This is a genomic window from Streptosporangium sp. NPDC002524, from assembly GCF_040295985.1.
Lineage (GTDB): Bacteria > Actinomycetota > Actinomycetes > Streptosporangiales > Streptosporangiaceae > Streptosporangium.
In genome coordinates this window covers 194,927-211,485 of the sequence record NZ_JBEOWK010000001.1, presented here as the reverse complement: position 1 = coordinate 211,485, position 16,559 = coordinate 194,927, and the positions used below count along the sequence as shown (strand labels likewise).

The window sequence follows — 16,559 nt, the reverse complement described above, 5'->3', positions numbered from 1 at the left end:
CGGTCGCCGGGACGGCCCCGAGGCCGGGAGGGTCAGACGGAACGGTATAGTTCGGCCACCCGGAAGGCCAGGTCGAGCGACTGGCCACGGTTGAGGCGCGGGTCGCAGGCCGTCTCGTAGCGCCTGGCCAGGTCGTCCTCGACGATCTCGGCGCCGCCGCCCACGCACTCGGTGACGTCGTCGCCGGTGAACTCGATGTGGACGCCGCCCGGGTGGGTGCCGAGCGCGCGGTGCACCTCGAAGAAGCCCGCCACCTCGTTCAGGACGTCGTCCAGGCGGCGGGTCTTGTGGCCGCTGGGCGCCTCGAAGGTGTTGCCGTGCATGGGGTCGCAGATCCACGCCACCTGGGCGCCGCTCGCGGTCACCTTCTCCACCAGCTCGGGGAGGTGCTCGCGGATCTTCGACGCGCCCATCCGGGTGATGAAGGTGAGGCGCCCGGCCTCGTTGTCCGGGTTGAGCTTCTCGATCAGCGCGAGGGCGTCCTCGGCGCTGGTCGTCGGGCCGAGCTTCACGCCGATCGGGTTGCGGACGCTGGCGAAGAACTCCACGTGGGCGCCGTCGAGCTGGCGGGTGCGCTCGCCGATCCAGACCATGTGCGCCGAGACGTCGTACGGGCGGCCGGTCCGCGAGTCGATCCGGGTGAGCGCCTGGTCGTAGTCGAGGATCAGCGCCTCGTGCGAGGAGTAGAACTCGACGGTGTGGAACTCCTCGGGCTCCGCGCCACAGGCGCGCATGAAGGCGAGGGCCTGGTCGATCTCGCGGGCGAGCTGCTCGTAGCGCTTGCCGGCCGGGGACTCGATCACGAAGTCCTGGTTCCAGGCGTGGACCTGGCGCAGGTCGGCGTAGCCGCCCTTGGTGAAGGCGCGGATCAGGTTGAGCGTCACCGCCGAGGAGTGGTAGGCCCGCAGCAGCCGCCACGGGTCGGGGACGCGGGAGTCGGCGGTGAAGTCGAAGCCGTTGACCATGTCGCCCCGGTAGGCGGGCAGCTCGACGCCGTCGCGGGTCTCGAAGTTCTTCGAACGCGGCTTGGCGTACTGCCCGGCCATCCTGCCGATCTTCACCACGGGGACCTTCGCGGCGTAGGTCAGCACGATGGCCATCTGGAGCAGCGTCTTGAGCTTGTTGCGCACGTCGTCGGCGGTGGCGCCGCCGAAGGTCTCGGCGCAGTCTCCGCCCTGGAGGACGAAGGCCTCGCCCCGCGTCACCGCGGCCAGGTCCGCCTTGAGGTTGTCGCACTCGCCCGCGAAGACGAGGGGCGGCAGGCCCTTCAGCTCGGTGACGACCTTGTCCAGCTCGCCGCGGTCGGGCCACTCGGGCTGCTGCGCCGCAGGCAGCCGCCGCCAGGAATCGAGGTTGATGCTCACGACATACCAGGCTATTGCAACCGGCTCTTCGAACAGACCCGAATGTCCACGGAGTGAGAAGGTCTTTATACCTGGTGAGATTTTACCGGGCTGGAAATATGCTCCGGAAGGATCCCAACCCCGACGAAACGCCTGGCCAGGAAGCCGATCAGGGGCAGGCGGGAGATGTCGCGCGGCAGCCGTACCTGCCGGGGGCGCCCGCTCAGCGTCGGCCGGATCAGCCGGGCCTGGACGACGCGCTGGGCGAGCTGGGTGACGGCGGTGGGCGGGGTGCGCCGCCGCTGGACCCTCGCGAGCAGCGACTCCGGGATCTCCGCCCCGGCGGCGAGCGGCCCGGCCAGCAGGTTCGCGGCGGCGACCGCGTCCTGTACGGCCAGGTTGATCCCGACCCCGAAGATCGGCGACATGGCGTGCGCGGCGTCGCCGATGACCAGCAGGCCGGGGCGGTGCCAGCGGCGCAGCCGGTTGAGCGCGACCGACAGCACGCTGACCGCCTCGAAGTCCCGCAGCTGCCCGACCCGGTCCGCCAGGAAGGGCAGGAGCCTGGCGACCGGCTCGCGGATCGCCTCGATCCCCCGGGAACGCAGGGCCTCGAAGCCTCCCTTGGGGATCAGGTAGGCGATCTGCCAGTAGGTCTCGCGGTTGATCGACACCATCATGTGGCCGCTGGACACCCTCAGGAACGTCACGCCGGGATCGCCGGGCTCGCGCGGCAGCCGGAACCAGACCACGTCCATGGGGGCGCTGTGCTCCGCGGGGACGAGCCCGGCGGACCGGCGTACGTCGGAGTGGCGGCCGTCGGCGGCCACGGTGAGCGTCGCGCGCAGCTCGTGCTCGCCCGAGGCGTCCCGGTAGCGGACCCCGCGCACCGCGTCGCCCTCGCGGATCACCCCGAGCACCTCGGTCTCCATGAGGAGGCGGAAGTTGGGGTAGCGCTTGGCGGCGGTGGTCAGCAGGTCGAGGAACTCCCACTGCGGCACGAAGGCTATGTACTGATATTTGCCTTTAAGCCTCCTCAGATTGGCGACCGGCACCGTGGTGTCGTCGGTGTGGATCTCCATCCCGTACGCCTTGCGGTGCGGGAGCCGATGGAAATCCTCGGCCAGGCCCAGCTCGTCGAGGATCTGCAGCGTCGAGGGATGGATGGTGTCACCCCTGAAGTCGCGCAGGAAGTCGTCGTGCTTCTCCAGGAGCGTCACCTCGACGCCGGCCCTGGCGAGCAGCAGTGCGAGCATCGCGCCCGCCGGGCCACCCCCGGCGATCACACATGTGTTTCGTCTCATAATTCATCACCTAGTGAAATTCTGACACAGGATCCGCCGGAAGAAAACAGGTTCGCTGGCAATCCACCCCTCATCCAGTGTCGAATTGCGAACTGTGAGGACAGAACGCGACCCCGCGGGAACGCCGGATCCCGACGATCCCCCCGGCCTGGAGGACCTGCTGGCCCAGGTCGCCCTCGGGCAGGAGCAGGCCTTCGAGCGGCTCTACGACCTGCTGGCCGGCCCGGTCTTCGGTCTCGCGCGCCGGGTCGTGCGCGACCGCGCGCAGGCCGAGGAGGTGGCGCAGGAGGTCCTGGTCGAGGTCTGGCGCACCGCCTCCCGGTACGACAGGACCCGGGGCAGCGCCCTGGCGTGGGTGATGACGATGGCCCACCGCCGCTCCGTCGACCGGGTCCGTTCCGCCCAGGCCTCCACCGACAGGGAGGAACGGGTCTCCAGGATGTCCGGGGAGATCCCCTACGACCAGGTCTCCGAGACGGTGACCACCCGGCTGGAGGGCGAGCGGGTGCGCCGCTGCCTCGGCGGCCTGACCGACCTGCAGAAACAGGCCGTCACCCTGGCCTACTACGGCGGCTACAGCTACCCGGAGGTGGCCGGGCTCCTCAGGGTGCCGCTGGGTACGATCAAGACGAGGATGCGCGACGGCCTGGTGCGGCTCCGCGACTGCATGGGGGTGGAGAAATGAACGACGACCTCCACACCCTCTCCGGCGCGTACGCGCTGCACGCGCTGCCCGAACAGGACGCGGCGCTCTTCGAGGAGCACATGTCCCGGTGCGAGGCCTGCGCCGTCGAGGTGCGCGGCCTGTCCGAGACCGCCGCCCGGCTCGCCCTGGGCGCCACCGAACCCCCTCCCCGGGCGATGAAGGCCCGGGTCATGAGGCGGATCGCCGAGGTGCGGCAGGAACCGCCGATCCTGGAGCGCCGGGCCGCGCCTCCCGTGCCTCCCACGCCTTCCGTCGCTCCCGAGCGGCCCGAACAGCCCGAACCAGCCGGGCGGGGGGACAACGTGGTGCCGCTGCGCCCGGCCTCCCCCTGGCGCGGGCGGATCCTGGCCGGCCTCGCCGCGGTGTCGACCGCGGCGGCGGTGATCCTCGGCGTCACCGCGGTCGACGCCGCCAGGGAACGCGAGCAGCTCCGGCAGGTCGTCGCCGTGATCGCGGCCCCCGACGCCGAGACCGTCAGGCAGCGCGTCTCCTCCGGGGGCACCGGCGTCGTCGTGATGGCGCCCTCCCAGGGCAGGATGCTCTTCACCGCGAGCGGCCTGCCGCCGCTGCCCGGCTCCCGGGTCTACGAGCTGTGGATGATGGGCGGAGACGGCGTCCGCCCGGCGGGGCTGCTGGAACGGGCCGCCGACGGCAGCGTCGTCCCGGTCCTCGCCACCCCCCTGCGCGGCGACGAGCGGGTCGGCCTCACCGTCGAACCCGCCGGGGGCTCCGACCAGCCCACCACGACCCCCATCATGATCGCCGACCTCCCCTCCACCTGAGCGGGATCCCGGCACCCGGACGCGCGGCGAGGGGCGGCCCCCTCGCCGGGCCCCGGCCGGGGCCGGGCCCGCCACGCCGCGCGGCGGAGGTCGCGGACCGCTCCGAGGCCGCGAACCGCTCTGAGGGGACGCGGGGGAGGGGCGCGGTGTGTTCCGGCGTGATCGTCCGCGCCAGGTGACCGGTCCGCCGAGGCTGCCATGACGTCACCGCTCCTGTGGCGGACCGTACGATCCAGGAGATTATGCTGTCGGCATGCCGATCCCGGGGAGCCGACCTTGGCGATCTTCGTGGCCCTTCAGGGGGGCCTGTTGACGACCCGGACGACCCGGACGACGCGGTCGATCACGCCGCCGCGCGCCGCGCCGGACGCGGCACTGACGGCCCTGACGGTGCTGCGGGCCTGGGCGGCCTGACCCAGATGTCCGAGTTCTGGAGGATGGTGGCGGGGGTCGCGGGCGGCCTGTTGCTGCTCTGGCTGGCCCTGGCCGCCTTCCTGGTGGTGGCGCGCCCCAGGGGCACCGCGCTGAGCGAGACGCTGCGCCTGCTGCCCGACCTGCTCCGCCTGGTCGCCAGGCTCGCGCGCGACGGCAGCCTGCCGCGCGGGGTACGGGTGCGGCTCTGGCTGCTGCTGGGCTACCTCGCGCTGCCCATCGACCTGATCCCCGACGTCATCCCGGTGCTCGGCTACGCCGACGACGCGATCATCGTCGCCTTCGTCCTGCGCTCGGTCGTCAGGCGTGCCGGACCCGAGGCGCTGGCCGGGCACTGGCCCGGCACCCCGGAGGGACTGGCCGTCGTCCGTCGCCTCGTCGGCGGGGCTTGAAGGCAAGGTTTGACGACGGGGCTTGACGGCCGGAAGCCGCGTTTCCCAGCGCCGCAGGCGTGACGGGCGGCTCCGGTCCCGTGACGAGTCGGCCCGGTCACGCGGGTGGCCTCGGTCGTGTGAGTGGCCTCGGTCATGCGAGCCGCTCCGGCCATGTGAGCCGCTCCGGTCACGGTGTCGTCGAGAGGACGTCGAGGGCCCTGAGCGCCGCAGCGAAGGAGCGGTCGCGGAGGGAGGCGTACTCCTTCTCCGGGTACTGGCGGGGGCCGTTCTCGACCAGGAGGATCAGGGAGAGGTAGAGGCGGTAGAGGGCCATCCGGGTGCGGGCGGGGCCGGTGAACTCCACGACGCCGCCCGCGTCGCGGTATCCGGCGACGATCGGGTCCGACTCGTCCAGCTCGCCGAAGATCGTCGGGGTGACGAAGTCGGCGAGCGGGTCGCCCCAGAAGGCCCGCTCGTGGTCGATGATCGCCTGGATGCGCGGCGTCTCGCCGCGGGTCAGGAAGACGTTGCCCGGCCAGACGTCGAAGTGGACCAGGCAGGGGGTCTCGACCTCGTCCAGCGCGCCCGCGCCCGACGCGATCGCCGCCGCGATCTCGGGCACCGGCCTCGGCAGCGGGGTGGCGTAGCGGCCCGCGTCGGCCAGGAGCGCGCCGGTCATCGTCAGGAACGCCTCCCGCCAGGTGCCGCCGGTCAGGCCCGCGTACGGGTAGCCGTAGACGTCGCCGGTGATCGCGTTCAGCCGGGCCAGATGGCCGCCGAGCTCCCGGCGCAGGGCCCGCCGGTCCGCCTCCGACGGCTTCGCCTGGTTCCACGGCACCCCGTCGAGGGCGGACAGGACGAGGTAGTCGCCGCCCAGCACCGGGTCGTCGAACCCGGCGCGCAGCAGCTCGGGGATCGGCACCCCCGCCGGGCCGGCCAGGCCGTAGACCATCGCCTCGGTGCGCAGCAGGTCGCGCTCGTAGCTCAGCTGCTCCAGCTCGGGCGGCGGCGACAGCTTCAGGACCACCTCGTGCCCGTCCAGCAGGACGAGCCGCCACACGGCGTTGGCGAAGCCGTCGGTCATCTCGGTGGCCGAGGAGACTCCGGCGTCCAGGGCCCGGCGCACCAGCGCGTCGAGCTCGGCGGGGGTGAGGGGGCGCTTCGTCCTGCTGTCCATTTCCTGCCTTGTCCTACCTTTGTCCTGCCTCGGTGTTGCCTGAGGGAACGGTAGCGCGGCGAGGCAGGGGCGGAGGGCGGACCGGATCAGGCGGAGCCGCGCTCGATCAGGTGGGTGTCCAGTATCACCACCGGCTGCTCCAGCTGCTCGCCGTTGATGCGGGCGACGAGCAGGTGGGCCATCTGCCTGCCCATCGACTCGGTGGGCTGGTGCACGCTGGTGAGGGCGGGGGAGGAGTGCGCCCCGGCGGGGGAGTCGTCGAAGCCGATCACCGCGACGTCGCCGGGGATCGACCTGCCCTCCTCGCGCAGCACCCGCATCGCGCCCAGCGCCATCGGGTCGGAGGCGGTGAAGACGGCGTCCAGGTCGCGGTGCTCGGCGAGGAGCCTGCGCATCCCCTCCATGCCGCTCTCCTCGCTGAAGTCGCCGTACGTCACCATCTCGCTCACGCCGGTCGCGAGCAGCGCGTCGCGGTAGCCCGCGAGCCGGTCGACGCCCACGCCCATGTCCTGGGGGCCCGCGATGGTGGCGATCCGGCGGCGGCCCCTGCCCAGCAGGTATTTGACCGCCTGCCTGGCCCCGGCCCGGTTGTCGACGTCGACGTAGCTGTAGGGGGTGAGGCCGACGGGCCGGCCGCCGATGACGGTCGGCACGCCCATCGCCTCCAGCCGTCCCGGCAGCGGGTCGGCGCCGTGCAGGGAGATCAGCAGCACCCCGTCGACGTGCTGCCCGGTCAGGTAGTGCTCCAGGCGCTCGTGCTCCTGCTCCGACTGCGCCATCGCGAGGATCAGCTGCAGGCCGGTCTCGGACAGCGCCGAGCCGATGCCGCGGATGGTCCCGGCGAAGTACGGCTCGTCGAAGACCCGCAGCTCCGACTCCGACACGACCAGCGCCACGGTGTCGGTGCGCCGGGTGACCAGCGCGCGGGCCGCCCGGTTGGGGACGTATCCCAGCTCCTGGATCGCCCGTAGCACGGCGTCGCGGGCCTTCTCGCTCACCTTCGGCGAGCCGTTGATGACCCGCGACACCGTGCCCCGGCCGACACCGGCCAGGGCCGCGACCGCCTCGAGCGTCGGACGACGGTCGCCGTTCATGTGTCTGTGCCCCCAGTGGTGAATTTCCCGGCCCCTATTCTGCCGGACCGCTCAGGCCTCCACGCCTGATGGTCCCGGCATACCAGAGAGCGCTCTCTTTGGGAACTCTGACCTGGGTCTCGTAGTCGACGTGGACCAGCCCGAACCGCTTGCCGTACCCCCACGCCCACTCGAAGTTGTCCATCAGCGACCAGGCGAAGTAGCCCTCCAGCGGGATCCCCGCCTCGATCGCGGCGTGGCAGGTGCGCAGGTGGGCGTCGAAGTAGTCCACCCGGTCGCGGTCGTGGACGACACCGTCGGGGCCCACGACGTCGTCGAAGGCCGCGCCGTTCTCGGAGATGACCAGCGGGACGCGCGGGTACTCGGCGGCCAGCCGGTGCAGGATCTCCAGCAGTCCCGCGTGGTCGATCTCCCAGCCCATCGCGGTCACGGGCCGCCCGCCCCCGACGAACGACACGTGCTCGCTGCCGACCCAGGGCGACCCGGAGTCGGTGGGCGCCGCCGCGGCCGACGCGGCGCCGCCCGGGGTGCCCGAGACGGTGAAGCGGCTGTAGTAGTTGATCAGCAGCTTGTCCAGCGGCGTCGAGATGACCTCCATGTCCCCGTCGTGGACGAGACCCGCGGGCCGGCCGAGGTCCTCCAGGACGTCGGCCGGGTACTCGCCCTTGAGCAGGGCGTCCAGGAAGAAGCGGTTCTGCAGCCCGTCGATGCGGCGGGCGGCGTCCTGGTCGGCCTCGGAGGAGGTCTGGGCCGAGATCGCGTACAGGTTGACGCAGCCGCCGATGACGGTCTCGGGCCGCTGGGCCCGGATCGCCTGCGCGGCCAGGCCGTGCGCGAGCAGGAGGTGGTGGGCGGCGTACACGGCCTTGTCGGGCTCGCGCCGGCCGGGGGCGTGCTCGCCCGAGGCGTACCCGAGGAACGCCGAGCACCAGGGCTCGTTGACCGTGCTCCAGTTGCGGACCCGGTCGCCCAGCGCGTCGTGCACGGCCGCCGCGTAGTCGGCGAAGCGCTTCGACGTGTCCCGTGCCGGCCAGCCGCCCGCGTCCTCCAGGGACTGGGGCAGGTCCCAGTGGTAGAGCGTCACCCACGGGTCGACGCCCCGGGAGAGGAGCTCGTCGACCAGGCGGCTGTAGAAGTCGATGCCCCCCGGGTTGACGGCGCCGCGCCCGTCGGGCTGGATCCGGGGCCAGGAGACGGAGAAGCGGTACGCGCTGAGGCCGAGCTCGGCCATCACCCGCACGTCGTCCCGGTAGCGGTTGTAGTGGTCGATGGCGGTGTCGGCGTGCTCGCCGTTCACCACCCGTCCCGGCTGCTTGACGAAGGTGTCCCAGATGGAACGGCCTCGGCCGTCCTCCGCGACAGCGCCCTCGATCTGGTAGGCGGAGGTGGCCGCGCCCCAGACGAAGTTCGTCGGAAACATCAGATCCGGGGTCTGAATCCTCGTCTCTTGCGTGGTCACGCCTTGACCGCACCTTCCATGAGTCCGCCGACGATCTGGCGGCCGAACGCGATGAAAACGATGAACAGCGGCAGGACCGACGCCGCGGTGCCGGTGAACAGCATCACGTAGTCGGTGCCGTGGGCCTGGTTGAGCGCGGCGATCGACGTCTGAACCACCGGGTTGTCCGGGTTCAGCACGATCAGCGGCCACATGAACTCGTTCCAGGTCTGCATGAAGACCAGGAGGGTGAGCACCGCCATGCCCGGCCGGAGCGCGGGGAGGATGACGTTCACGTAGATGCGCATGGTGGAGGCGCCGTCGACGCGGGCCGCCTCGACCAGCTCGTCCGGCACCGCCTGGGTGGCGTACTGGGTCATCATGAAGACCCCGAAGCCGTTGACCAGGAAGGGCAGGATGACCGCCTTCAGCTGGCCGGTCCAGCCGAGCGTGACCATCAGCTCGTACAACGGCACGACGCCCATCTGCTGGAGCGGGACCATCATCGTCACCAGGATCAGGCCCAGCAGGATCCTGCTGCCCCGGAAGCGGAGCTTGGCGAAGGCGAACCCGGCCAGCGTGGAGATCAGCACGACCGAGACGGTCACGGTGACCGAGACGATGGCCGAGTTGATCAGGCCCGTCATGAAGTAGGCGTCCTCGGTGGACAGCAGCCGCGCGATGTTCTCGCCGAGGTGGCCGCCGGGGAGCAGCGGCGGCGGTACGTCGATGGCCTCCTCGTTGGTCCGGGTGGCCATGATGAACATGTAGTAGATGGGGAACGCCGACAGCACGAGGGCGAAGGCCAGCACGACCTTCGTCATGGGGCCGGCGTCCCAGATGTGGTTCCGCGCGGCCTGCGGGCCCGAGGGGCGCCGGGAGTGCTGCGCGGGAGGTCGCCGGAGCTGGGTGACCGTCACTTGGAACCCCCGATACGGCGGGTGAAGGAGTAGTTGACGAGCGTCCCGATGAGGATCAGCGCGAACAGCAGCCACGAGGCGGCCGCCGCGTAGCCGAAGTCGAAGTCGCGGAACGCCTCCTTGACGATGAACATCGCCACGGTCTGGTACTGGCCGGTGGAGCCGCCGCTCATCGTCGGGTTGCCGTCGAACATGACCGGCTCGGTGAACAGCGTCAGGCCGCCGATGGTGGAGATGAACACGACGAAGACGATCGTCGGGCGCAGCATCGGGATGGTGATCTGCCAGAACTGCCGCCTGGGCGAGGCGCCGTCGATGGAGGCGGCCTCGTAGAGATCCTTGGGGATGGTCTGCATGGCGGCGAGCAGGATGATCGCGTTGTAGCCGGTCCAGCGCCAGTCGATCATCGTGGAGATCGCGATCCACGAGGACCACTTCTCGTTCTGCCAGTTGATCGCGTCGACCCCGAAGAGGCTCAGGAACCAGTTGATCATGCCGTAGTCGCGCCCGTAGAGCTGGGTGAAGACCACCGCGACGGCGACCACGGAGGTGATCAGCGGCAGCAGCACGCCGAGGCGGAAGAAGAGCCGTCCCCGGATGCGCTTGTTGAGCGCGTTGGCCAGCAGCAGGGCGAGCACGAGCTGCGGGACCGTCGACATGACGAACATGCCGAGGGTGTTGATCACCGCGTTCCAGAAGGCCTCGTCGGTGATCAGCTCGACGTAGTTGTCGAGGCCGACGAGGGTCTTGTCCCCGGCGAGCTCCCACTCGTGCAGCGAGACCCAGAGGGTGTAGCCGAGCGGGAAGATGCCGAAGACGGCGAAGAGCAGGAAGTACGGGGAGACGAGGAAGTAGGGGGTCGCCCGGAGGTCGAACCGGGCCCATCCACCGCCCCGCTCCGGTCTGCGGCGCCCCGGCGACCGGCCGGGGCCAGGTCGTGGAGGGGCGGCCGGGGAGTCGACGTGCAGTGTCATCGGCGGAACCTTTCAGCGGGGGCAGGCGACCGGCCCGGCCGCGGGATCACCGCAGCCGGGCCGATGCGGGTCGGTACGGGGATCAGCCCGCTGCCTTGACGCCGGCCTCGAGGAACTTGGTCCAGGCCTGGTCGTAGGGGACCGAGCCCTGGTCCATGCCCTCGAGCACCTTCTCCACCGAGGACTTGACCTGGGCGTGCTTCTCGCCGAGGAAGACGGGCAGCAGGTCCTTGACCGAGGCGCCGAAGATCTGGCCGGTCGGCGCGTCGTTGAAGAACGGGTTCTTCAGGTCGGCGACCGCCGGGTCCTGCTGCGCGGTGAGGGAGCTCGGGAAGGCCGCGGCCTCCTGGAAGGCCATGACGTGGCCCTCCTTGCCGGTGAGGTAGTTCAGGACCTCGGCGGCCTCCTTGGGGTGCTTGCTCTGCTTGGGGATGGCCAGGTAGGAGCCGCCCCAGTTGCCCGCGCCGCCGGGCACGGACGCGACGTCCCACTTGCCCTTGTTGTCGTCACCGGCCGCGCCGGAGACCACGCCGAGCATCCAGGCCGGGCAGCCCATGGTCGCGAAGGCGCCCTTCTTGATCGCGGCGTTCCACGGCGGGGTGAACGAGGCGAGCTTGGCGGTCAGGCCCGCCTCGCTGAAGCTCTTCACCGTGTCGAAGGAGGTCTTGACGGCCGGGTTGGTCTCGATGATGAGCTGGTTGTTCTTGTCGAAGTAGTTGACGTTGCCGTTCTTCGGCGCCTCCTGCGACAGGATCACGTTGTAGAGCGTGTTGGGGCCGTCGATGAACTTGGGGTCGGTCTTGCCGGGGTTGGCGGCCTTGAACTTCTCGCCGATCGCCTTGAAGGCGTTCCAGTCCGGCCAGAGCTTGCCGACCTCCTCGCGCTCGGTGGGCAGGCCCGCCTTCTCGAACAGGTCCTTGCGGTAGCACATGGTCATGCCGCCGATGTCGGTGCCCAGGGCGAAGAGCTTGTTGTCGGCGTTGACGCCGTTCTCCCACTTCGCCGCGGGGAAGTCGGCTTTGCGGCTGTCCAGCCCGTACTCGGCCAGGTCGGTGAAGAACTGCGGGCGGGCCTTCATGAGGCCCATCGCGCCCTCGTCCAGGGCGATGATGTCGGCCGCGCCGCTGTTGGCCTGCAGGCGCTGGAGCAGCTGCGGGAGGTAGACGTCCTCGAACCGGTCGGTCAGGTTCTGGTACTTGACCTGGATGTTCGGGTGCGCCGCGTTCCACGTCTCCACGGCCTTGTCGTAGCCGAAGTTCTCGCCGCCGCCGAAGGTGTGCACGGTGATGGTCACCGGCTCGGCTGCCGCGGCGGAGCCGCCGTTCGCGGCGGGCGCGGCTGGCTCGCTGGAGCTGCACGACGTGATGGCCAGGGCGGTGGCCGCCATGACCGCGACGGCGGCGAGCTTGCCGTGCCGCTTGTTGTTCAACATTCCGGACCCCTCTCAGGTGGTCGCCCGAATCATTGGGAGGCGACATCGCGGACCAGTCCCCGACAAACGCGGTCCTCGTGACGAGGTCGTTCCTCAATGTGCTTTGGGAGCGCTCCCACGAAGAGTGGACGATGGGCAACCAGGACGTCAATATGCCGAAACTCAACCGTTACATCCGGCCGTTTTAGGCAGGACTATCAGCGCGAAACCAGCACAAACGTCTCATCAGGGTGATTGGGAGCGCTCCCATCTCACGGACATACAGTCGGGGCATTTCGTGTCCGCGCGGGGCGGGGCCGTCGCTCGGGGCCGGGGGGCACACCCTCGGCGAAGGGCTGTCAAGGGGTGTCAAGGCGGAGGGGACGGACGTGAAACGCTCCCGGGGCGGTGCTCGATCGAGCACCGCCCCGGGAGTGTGTGGACCGGGTCGACGTTCACCGGCGGGGCCGCCGTTAGACGGCGGGGGCCGGGAGAGGATCCGTCGTCGGCCGGATGGGACGGGGTAGCCGTTTTCGGGACATGACTTCTCGCGTGCGCGGTGCCCTCGCGGGGGCGGGGTTAGTCGCAGGAGACGGGGTGGCCGTTTCCGGGACGTGGCTCCTCGCGTGCGAGGGTCTAGTTGGAGTAGACGGGGTAGCCGTAGCCGACGACCTCGGAGACGGGCCGGACGCGCTGCTCGACGTCGCCGTTGCCGGTGTTGCCCTCGATCGTGGTGATCGTGCCGTCCCCGTTGTCCTTCTTCACGAAGCCGACGTGGTCGATGCCGTCGATGGTCTTGCCACCGGCCCAGTCGAAGTAGACGACGGCGCCGGGGGTGGGGATGGTGCCCCAGTGCCCGTTGTTCTTGAACCACCTGGCGTGGGCCACGGTGTAGGCGTCCCAGCCCATCGTGGGGCGGATGCCGGCCATCTCGCCGACCCAGGAGACGAACATCGCGCACCAGGGGGCGTTGGCGTAGTCGTACACGGTACGGCCGCCGTCGCGGGCGAGGGTCTCCTTGGCGCGGGGGCTCGACATGTACCAGGAGTGGAACTTGGTGCCGCCGCCCTGGGCGTTCTCGCGGACGCCGATCTGCTTGGAGGCGATGTCCAGGACCTTCGCGGCGGAGACCTTGGGGAGCCTCTCGGCCACGATCTGGAGGGGGGTCTTCGCGGTCTTGGCGGCCTGTGCCTGGGTGTCGACGGGCGGAGCGTTCACGACGCCGTGGCCGTCGGCCAGCGCGGTGCCGGTGGTGCCGGTCGCCAGGGCGACGCACGCGCCCATGATGGCGCATGCCGCGCGGGGAGTGGAGATGAGGCGATGGGTCATACGGGGGTTCGACTCCTTGCTTCGCTTCCATTCCGCCTACCGGGTTAGCTGACGGGTTCGGGCTGGGAAGTGCCCTACGGCGCACAGTGCGCTGATTCACCCCAGGAACGTGGTTCCCCGGTTCCGCAGACCTCGCGGATTCGGCGGCCGTGCTCACCGGTGGCGGAAGGTTCTCCGCCGGGTGGAACACGGTCGGGCAATGTGACGGCAATGCACAGACCTGGATAGACCTAGGCAATTGCCATGAACAGGACGAAGGTACGTCAGGGGGACAGACGATTACAAGTAGGACATATTGCCCTGACTTGGGAATACGTGTGAACGGGGGAGGTGTTGCACGGTGCCGTCCGGCCGGAGGGGTGGGGTCGGGCGGCCCTCGTCGCGGCTCTTCCCGGCGGGCGGGGAGACGGCCCGCCGGTGCCGGGATCCCCTGCCTGCGCGGCGATCCGGGTTTTCCCGACCCGCCCGCGAGCCGCCGGCCGGAGGGTGCTATGACGCGCGAGTGAGGTCCTGGCCAAAAGCGGCACACCCGGTCAGATGTCGAACATGTTTTCGATAGTAAAAAGTATTCGGATGGTAGGGGTTCTCCCATGGGAGGGGCGGAGCCGGCGTGCCGGATCCGGTCGCTCCAAGCCCGTGTTCAGGGGGTTTTCGCAGCTCAGGCCGCTGGCGAAGGGGGGCGCAAGGGCCTCTTCGCCCGGAAGGTAAAGAGATGCGCCCGGCAGGGCCCTACGACCTCCTGAAGGTAAAGGTGTCACGTAAAGGAACACGCTTTCCCTCAGGCCCCGCCGCGTGCGGAGGTAAAGCCCGAATGATCATCAACAGGTGCGCGTGGTCGGCTGTTCACCCGCAGTTCCCGGGCGCTTAAGGACACCGGGTTAGGTTGTGGCAGTCGTGAACGGGTCATCGCCCGGCGTGGAGGACGGCCGAGACCACGCGCGGGATCAGGGTTCGGCCGTTGCCTGGGTGGAGTCACCGCTGCAGATGCTCTGCGCGGTGGAGGCCCACCATGCCGGGCTGCTCGGTGCCCGCAGCCATCTCGTGCCCAGGGCGAAGCTGCGCCCGCTCGCCGTGACGGGGCGCGAGCTGGGCCGTCTCACCCTGCCCAGCGGGCTGGAGCTCACCGCGGCCAGGCCGGACATGCCCCGGCCGCGCCGGGGCGAGACCTGGGTGGTGGGCGACGCCTTCTCCGGCAAGGTCCAGTTCCGCTGGCTCACCGCGCTCCCCGGCCGGATCGTGATCGTCGACGACGGTCTCGCCACCATCAGGCTCCTGGAACTGCTCACCGGCAGGCTGGGAACGCCCCTGCTGCGGGCGCGGGCGAAGGTCGGCAGGCTGAGGACCGCCCTCGGCGCTGCGGCCGGGCTCAGGCTGCGCGCCGCCGCCCGCTCGGGACGGCTGTCGATCTTCACCGCGCTGCCCGTGCCCCCCGACCTGGCGAAGGCCGTACGCGCCGGGGGAACCGAGCTGGTCACCCACGACTTCGCCTGGCTGCGGTCCCAGCCGCTGCGCGGGCCCCGTCCCGAGGAGCGCACCGTCGTCCTCGGCACCTCGCTGGTCCGCAACGGCCTGATCCACCGCGATCCCTACTTCACCTGGCTCGCCGGGCTCGGCTCGGACGGTCCGGTGGCCTACTTCCCGCACCGCCGCGAGGATCCCGACGACCTCGTCCGGGTCGGGGAGCAGCCGGGGATCACCGTCTACGACGGCGGGACCCCCGCCGAGATGACCCTGCGCGGGCTCGCCGCCGAGCAGCGGGTGCTCAGCCTGCCGTCCACCGCGGTCACCTCCCTGCGGGTCCTGCTCTCGGCCCGGGGCGTCGCCGTGGAGACGGTGGACGTCCCCGACGAGTGGTGGACGGCCGAGGCGGCCCCCTCACTCCGCTCCCACCTGTCGCGGTTCGCCCATCACGACACGGGAGTCAGCGGGCCATGACCCCGTGGCCGACGCCCGGCGGGCTCGCCGCTCGTGGGACGCCTCTCCACTCACGAAACCGCGTGAAAACCGTACGAAACCGGGGATTCCCCGCCGGAGGTTCTCTTTGAAGGTCCTGGCCGTGGCCGACTCCGACTCCTACCTGAAGTGGGCGGCCTGCCTGCTGAGGGACCTGCCCTCGGGCTGCGAGACGGAGCTGGCGGTCATCCGTACCCCCATCACCCCGTCGACGGCGCAGATCCACGCCGCCGTCGACGGTTCGGCGGCCGACCCGCCCGTGCTGTCGGCCCGCGCGCTGCGCCGGGCCGCGGAGCGCTTCAGGCCCGACGTGGTGCTCGTCGCCTGTACGGGGCCCGTGGTGGACGTGCTGGCCGGGGACGTGCTGGCCGGGCTGCGACCCAGGCCGGTGTTCGTCTCGGGGTTGCCGGGCATCTCCGTCCCCGCCACCGAGAAGGCGTGGCTGTTCCGCAGCGGGTGCGACCTGTTCGTGCTGCACAGCGGCCGGGAGGTCGAGGAGTTCTCCGAGATCGGCGCCCGGCTGGGCGGGGGCGGCCAGATCGGGCTCGCCCGGCTGCCGTTCCTGCGCGGTGACGCGGAGGTCCCCGCCACCGGGCCGCGCGACCGGGTGGTGTTCGCCACCCAGGCCAAGGTGCCCAGGCGCAGGGAGGAGCGCGAGCGCGTCCTGCTCTCCCTGGCCGAGCTGGCCGGACGCCGCCCGGACCTTGACATCGTCGTCAAGCTCCGCGCCCTGGACACCGAGCGCCAGACCCACAACGAGCGCTACCACTACCAGCGCCTGTGGCAGTCGCTCGCCGAGGAGGGCCGGGTGCGCGCCGCGGCCGTGCGCTTCGCGGTGGGTCCCATGCACGAGCACCTGGCCCACGCGGCCGGGTTCGTCACCGTCAGCTCGACCGCCGCGCTGGAGGCGATCGCCCAGGAGGTGCCGCTCCTGGTGCTGTCGGACTTCGGGGTGGGCGCCGAGATGATCAACCTGGTCTTCGAGGACAGCGGGCTGCTCGGCACCCTCGACGACCTCACGGCCGGGCGCTTCCTGGACCCGGACGACGGCTGGTGCAAGGTCAACTACTTCCATCCCGGCGGCGAGAGCGACTGGGTCTCGCGGATGGTCTCCCTGGTCGGGCAGGCCCGCTCCGGGCGTCTCGTCCCGGCGAGGTCCCTGCTCGAAGGTCCCGAGTTCGCCGCCGCCCGCCGTCGCGCCCGCATGCGCGTGGAGGTCCCGCCGAACGTGCTGCGCGTCGGCTACCGAGCCAAACGCCGGATGCGCCGCTACCTCAAGGCGCTCGGCTAGGAACTCCCAAGGCGTTCGGCCGGGGACTTTC

General features: G+C 70.7%; 15 protein-coding genes and 1 riboswitch. Of the genes, 6 read left to right on the top strand and 9 right to left on the bottom strand.

The genetic code is table 11. The features are described from left to right. Positions 1–32: 32 nt before the first annotated feature. Positions 33–1,364 (bottom strand): class II 3-deoxy-7-phosphoheptulonate synthase, encoded by a 1,332-nt coding sequence (locus ABT053_RS00840; protein ID WP_350966713.1) that lies wholly within the window; start codon positions 1,362–1,364, stop codon positions 33–35. A gap of 65 nt (positions 1,365–1,429) precedes the next feature. Then, positions 1,430–2,647 (bottom strand): FAD-dependent oxidoreductase, encoded by a 1,218-nt coding sequence (locus ABT053_RS00835; protein WP_350966712.1) that lies wholly within the window; start codon positions 2,645–2,647, stop codon positions 1,430–1,432. 94 nt (positions 2,648–2,741) lie between these two features. On the opposite strand from ABT053_RS00835, the gene sigK reads away from it, so the two are divergent. The 4 genes from sigK to ABT053_RS00815 all read left to right on the top strand — a co-directional run bounded on the left by sigK (position 2,742) and on the right by ABT053_RS00815 (position 4,959). Beyond that, the gene (gene sigK / locus ABT053_RS00830) at positions 2,742–3,332 is read left to right on the top strand and encodes an ECF RNA polymerase sigma factor SigK (RefSeq protein ID WP_350966711.1); all 591 of its coding nucleotides are present in this window, start codon (positions 2,742–2,744) and stop codon (positions 3,330–3,332) included. Next, entirely contained in the window at positions 3,329–4,135 is an 807-nt protein-coding gene (locus tag ABT053_RS00825; protein ID WP_350966710.1) for an anti-sigma factor, read from the top strand. Before sigK ends, ABT053_RS00825 begins: the two co-directional genes overlap by 4 nt. A gap of 276 nt (positions 4,136–4,411) precedes the next feature. Next, positions 4,412–4,549, top strand: a complete 138-nt coding sequence (locus ABT053_RS00820) for a hypothetical protein (RefSeq protein ID WP_350966709.1) — start codon at positions 4,412–4,414, stop codon at positions 4,547–4,549. A gap of 5 nt (positions 4,550–4,554) precedes the next feature. After that, complete coding sequence (locus ABT053_RS00815; RefSeq protein ID WP_350966708.1) at positions 4,555–4,959, top strand: YkvA family protein; 405 nt, start codon at positions 4,555–4,557, stop codon at positions 4,957–4,959. Positions 4,960–5,128: 169 nt separating this feature from the next. Here the strand turns inward: ABT053_RS00815 and ABT053_RS00810 are convergent, their stop codons facing one another. The 7 genes from ABT053_RS00810 to ABT053_RS00780 all read right to left on the bottom strand — a co-directional run bounded on the left by ABT053_RS00810 (position 5,129) and on the right by ABT053_RS00780 (position 13,284). Continuing rightward, positions 5,129–6,118: a phosphotransferase family protein gene (locus tag ABT053_RS00810; RefSeq protein WP_350966707.1), complete on the bottom strand. Its 990-nt coding sequence runs from the start codon at positions 6,116–6,118 to the stop codon at positions 5,129–5,131. 86 nt (positions 6,119–6,204) lie between these two features. Then, on the bottom strand, positions 6,205–7,212 hold the full coding sequence (locus ABT053_RS00805; RefSeq protein WP_350966706.1) for a LacI family DNA-binding transcriptional regulator: 1,008 nt from the start codon (positions 7,210–7,212) through the stop codon (positions 6,205–6,207). A 34-nt stretch (positions 7,213–7,246) separates the two neighbouring features. After that, the gene (locus ABT053_RS00800; protein ID WP_350966705.1) at positions 7,247–8,632 is read right to left on the bottom strand and encodes a GH1 family beta-glucosidase; all 1,386 of its coding nucleotides are present in this window, start codon (positions 8,630–8,632) and stop codon (positions 7,247–7,249) included. A gap of 35 nt (positions 8,633–8,667) precedes the next feature. Further along, positions 8,668–9,474, bottom strand: coding sequence for a carbohydrate ABC transporter permease (locus tag ABT053_RS00795; protein ID WP_350966704.1), 807 nt, complete (start codon positions 9,472–9,474; stop codon positions 8,668–8,670). A 92-nt stretch (positions 9,475–9,566) separates the two neighbouring features. Further along, the gene (locus tag ABT053_RS00790; protein ID WP_350966703.1) at positions 9,567–10,544 is read right to left on the bottom strand and encodes a carbohydrate ABC transporter permease; all 978 of its coding nucleotides are present in this window, start codon (positions 10,542–10,544) and stop codon (positions 9,567–9,569) included. Between the two features lie 82 nt (positions 10,545–10,626). Next, positions 10,627–11,976, bottom strand: a complete 1,350-nt coding sequence (locus ABT053_RS00785; protein ID WP_350966702.1) for an ABC transporter substrate-binding protein — start codon at positions 11,974–11,976, stop codon at positions 10,627–10,629. Between the two features lie 615 nt (positions 11,977–12,591). After that, on the bottom strand, positions 12,592–13,284 hold the full coding sequence (locus tag ABT053_RS00780; RefSeq protein WP_350966701.1) for a CHAP domain-containing protein: 693 nt from the start codon (positions 13,282–13,284) through the stop codon (positions 12,592–12,594). Positions 13,285–13,302: 18 nt separating this feature from the next. Further along, positions 13,303–13,440: riboswitch (cyclic di-AMP (ydaO/yuaA leader) on the bottom strand. 810 nt (positions 13,441–14,250) lie between these two features. Here ABT053_RS00780 and ABT053_RS00775 point away from each other — a divergent pair. Both ABT053_RS00775 and ABT053_RS00770 read left to right on the top strand, forming a co-directional pair. Next, positions 14,251–15,219: a hypothetical protein gene (locus ABT053_RS00775; protein WP_350966700.1), complete on the top strand. Its 969-nt coding sequence runs from the start codon at positions 14,251–14,253 to the stop codon at positions 15,217–15,219. Between the two features lie 106 nt (positions 15,220–15,325). After that, a complete protein-coding gene (locus ABT053_RS00770; RefSeq protein ID WP_350966699.1) occupies positions 15,326–16,528 on the top strand; it encodes a DUF6716 putative glycosyltransferase in 1,203 nt (400 codons plus the stop codon). Positions 16,529–16,559 lie beyond the last annotated feature (31 nt).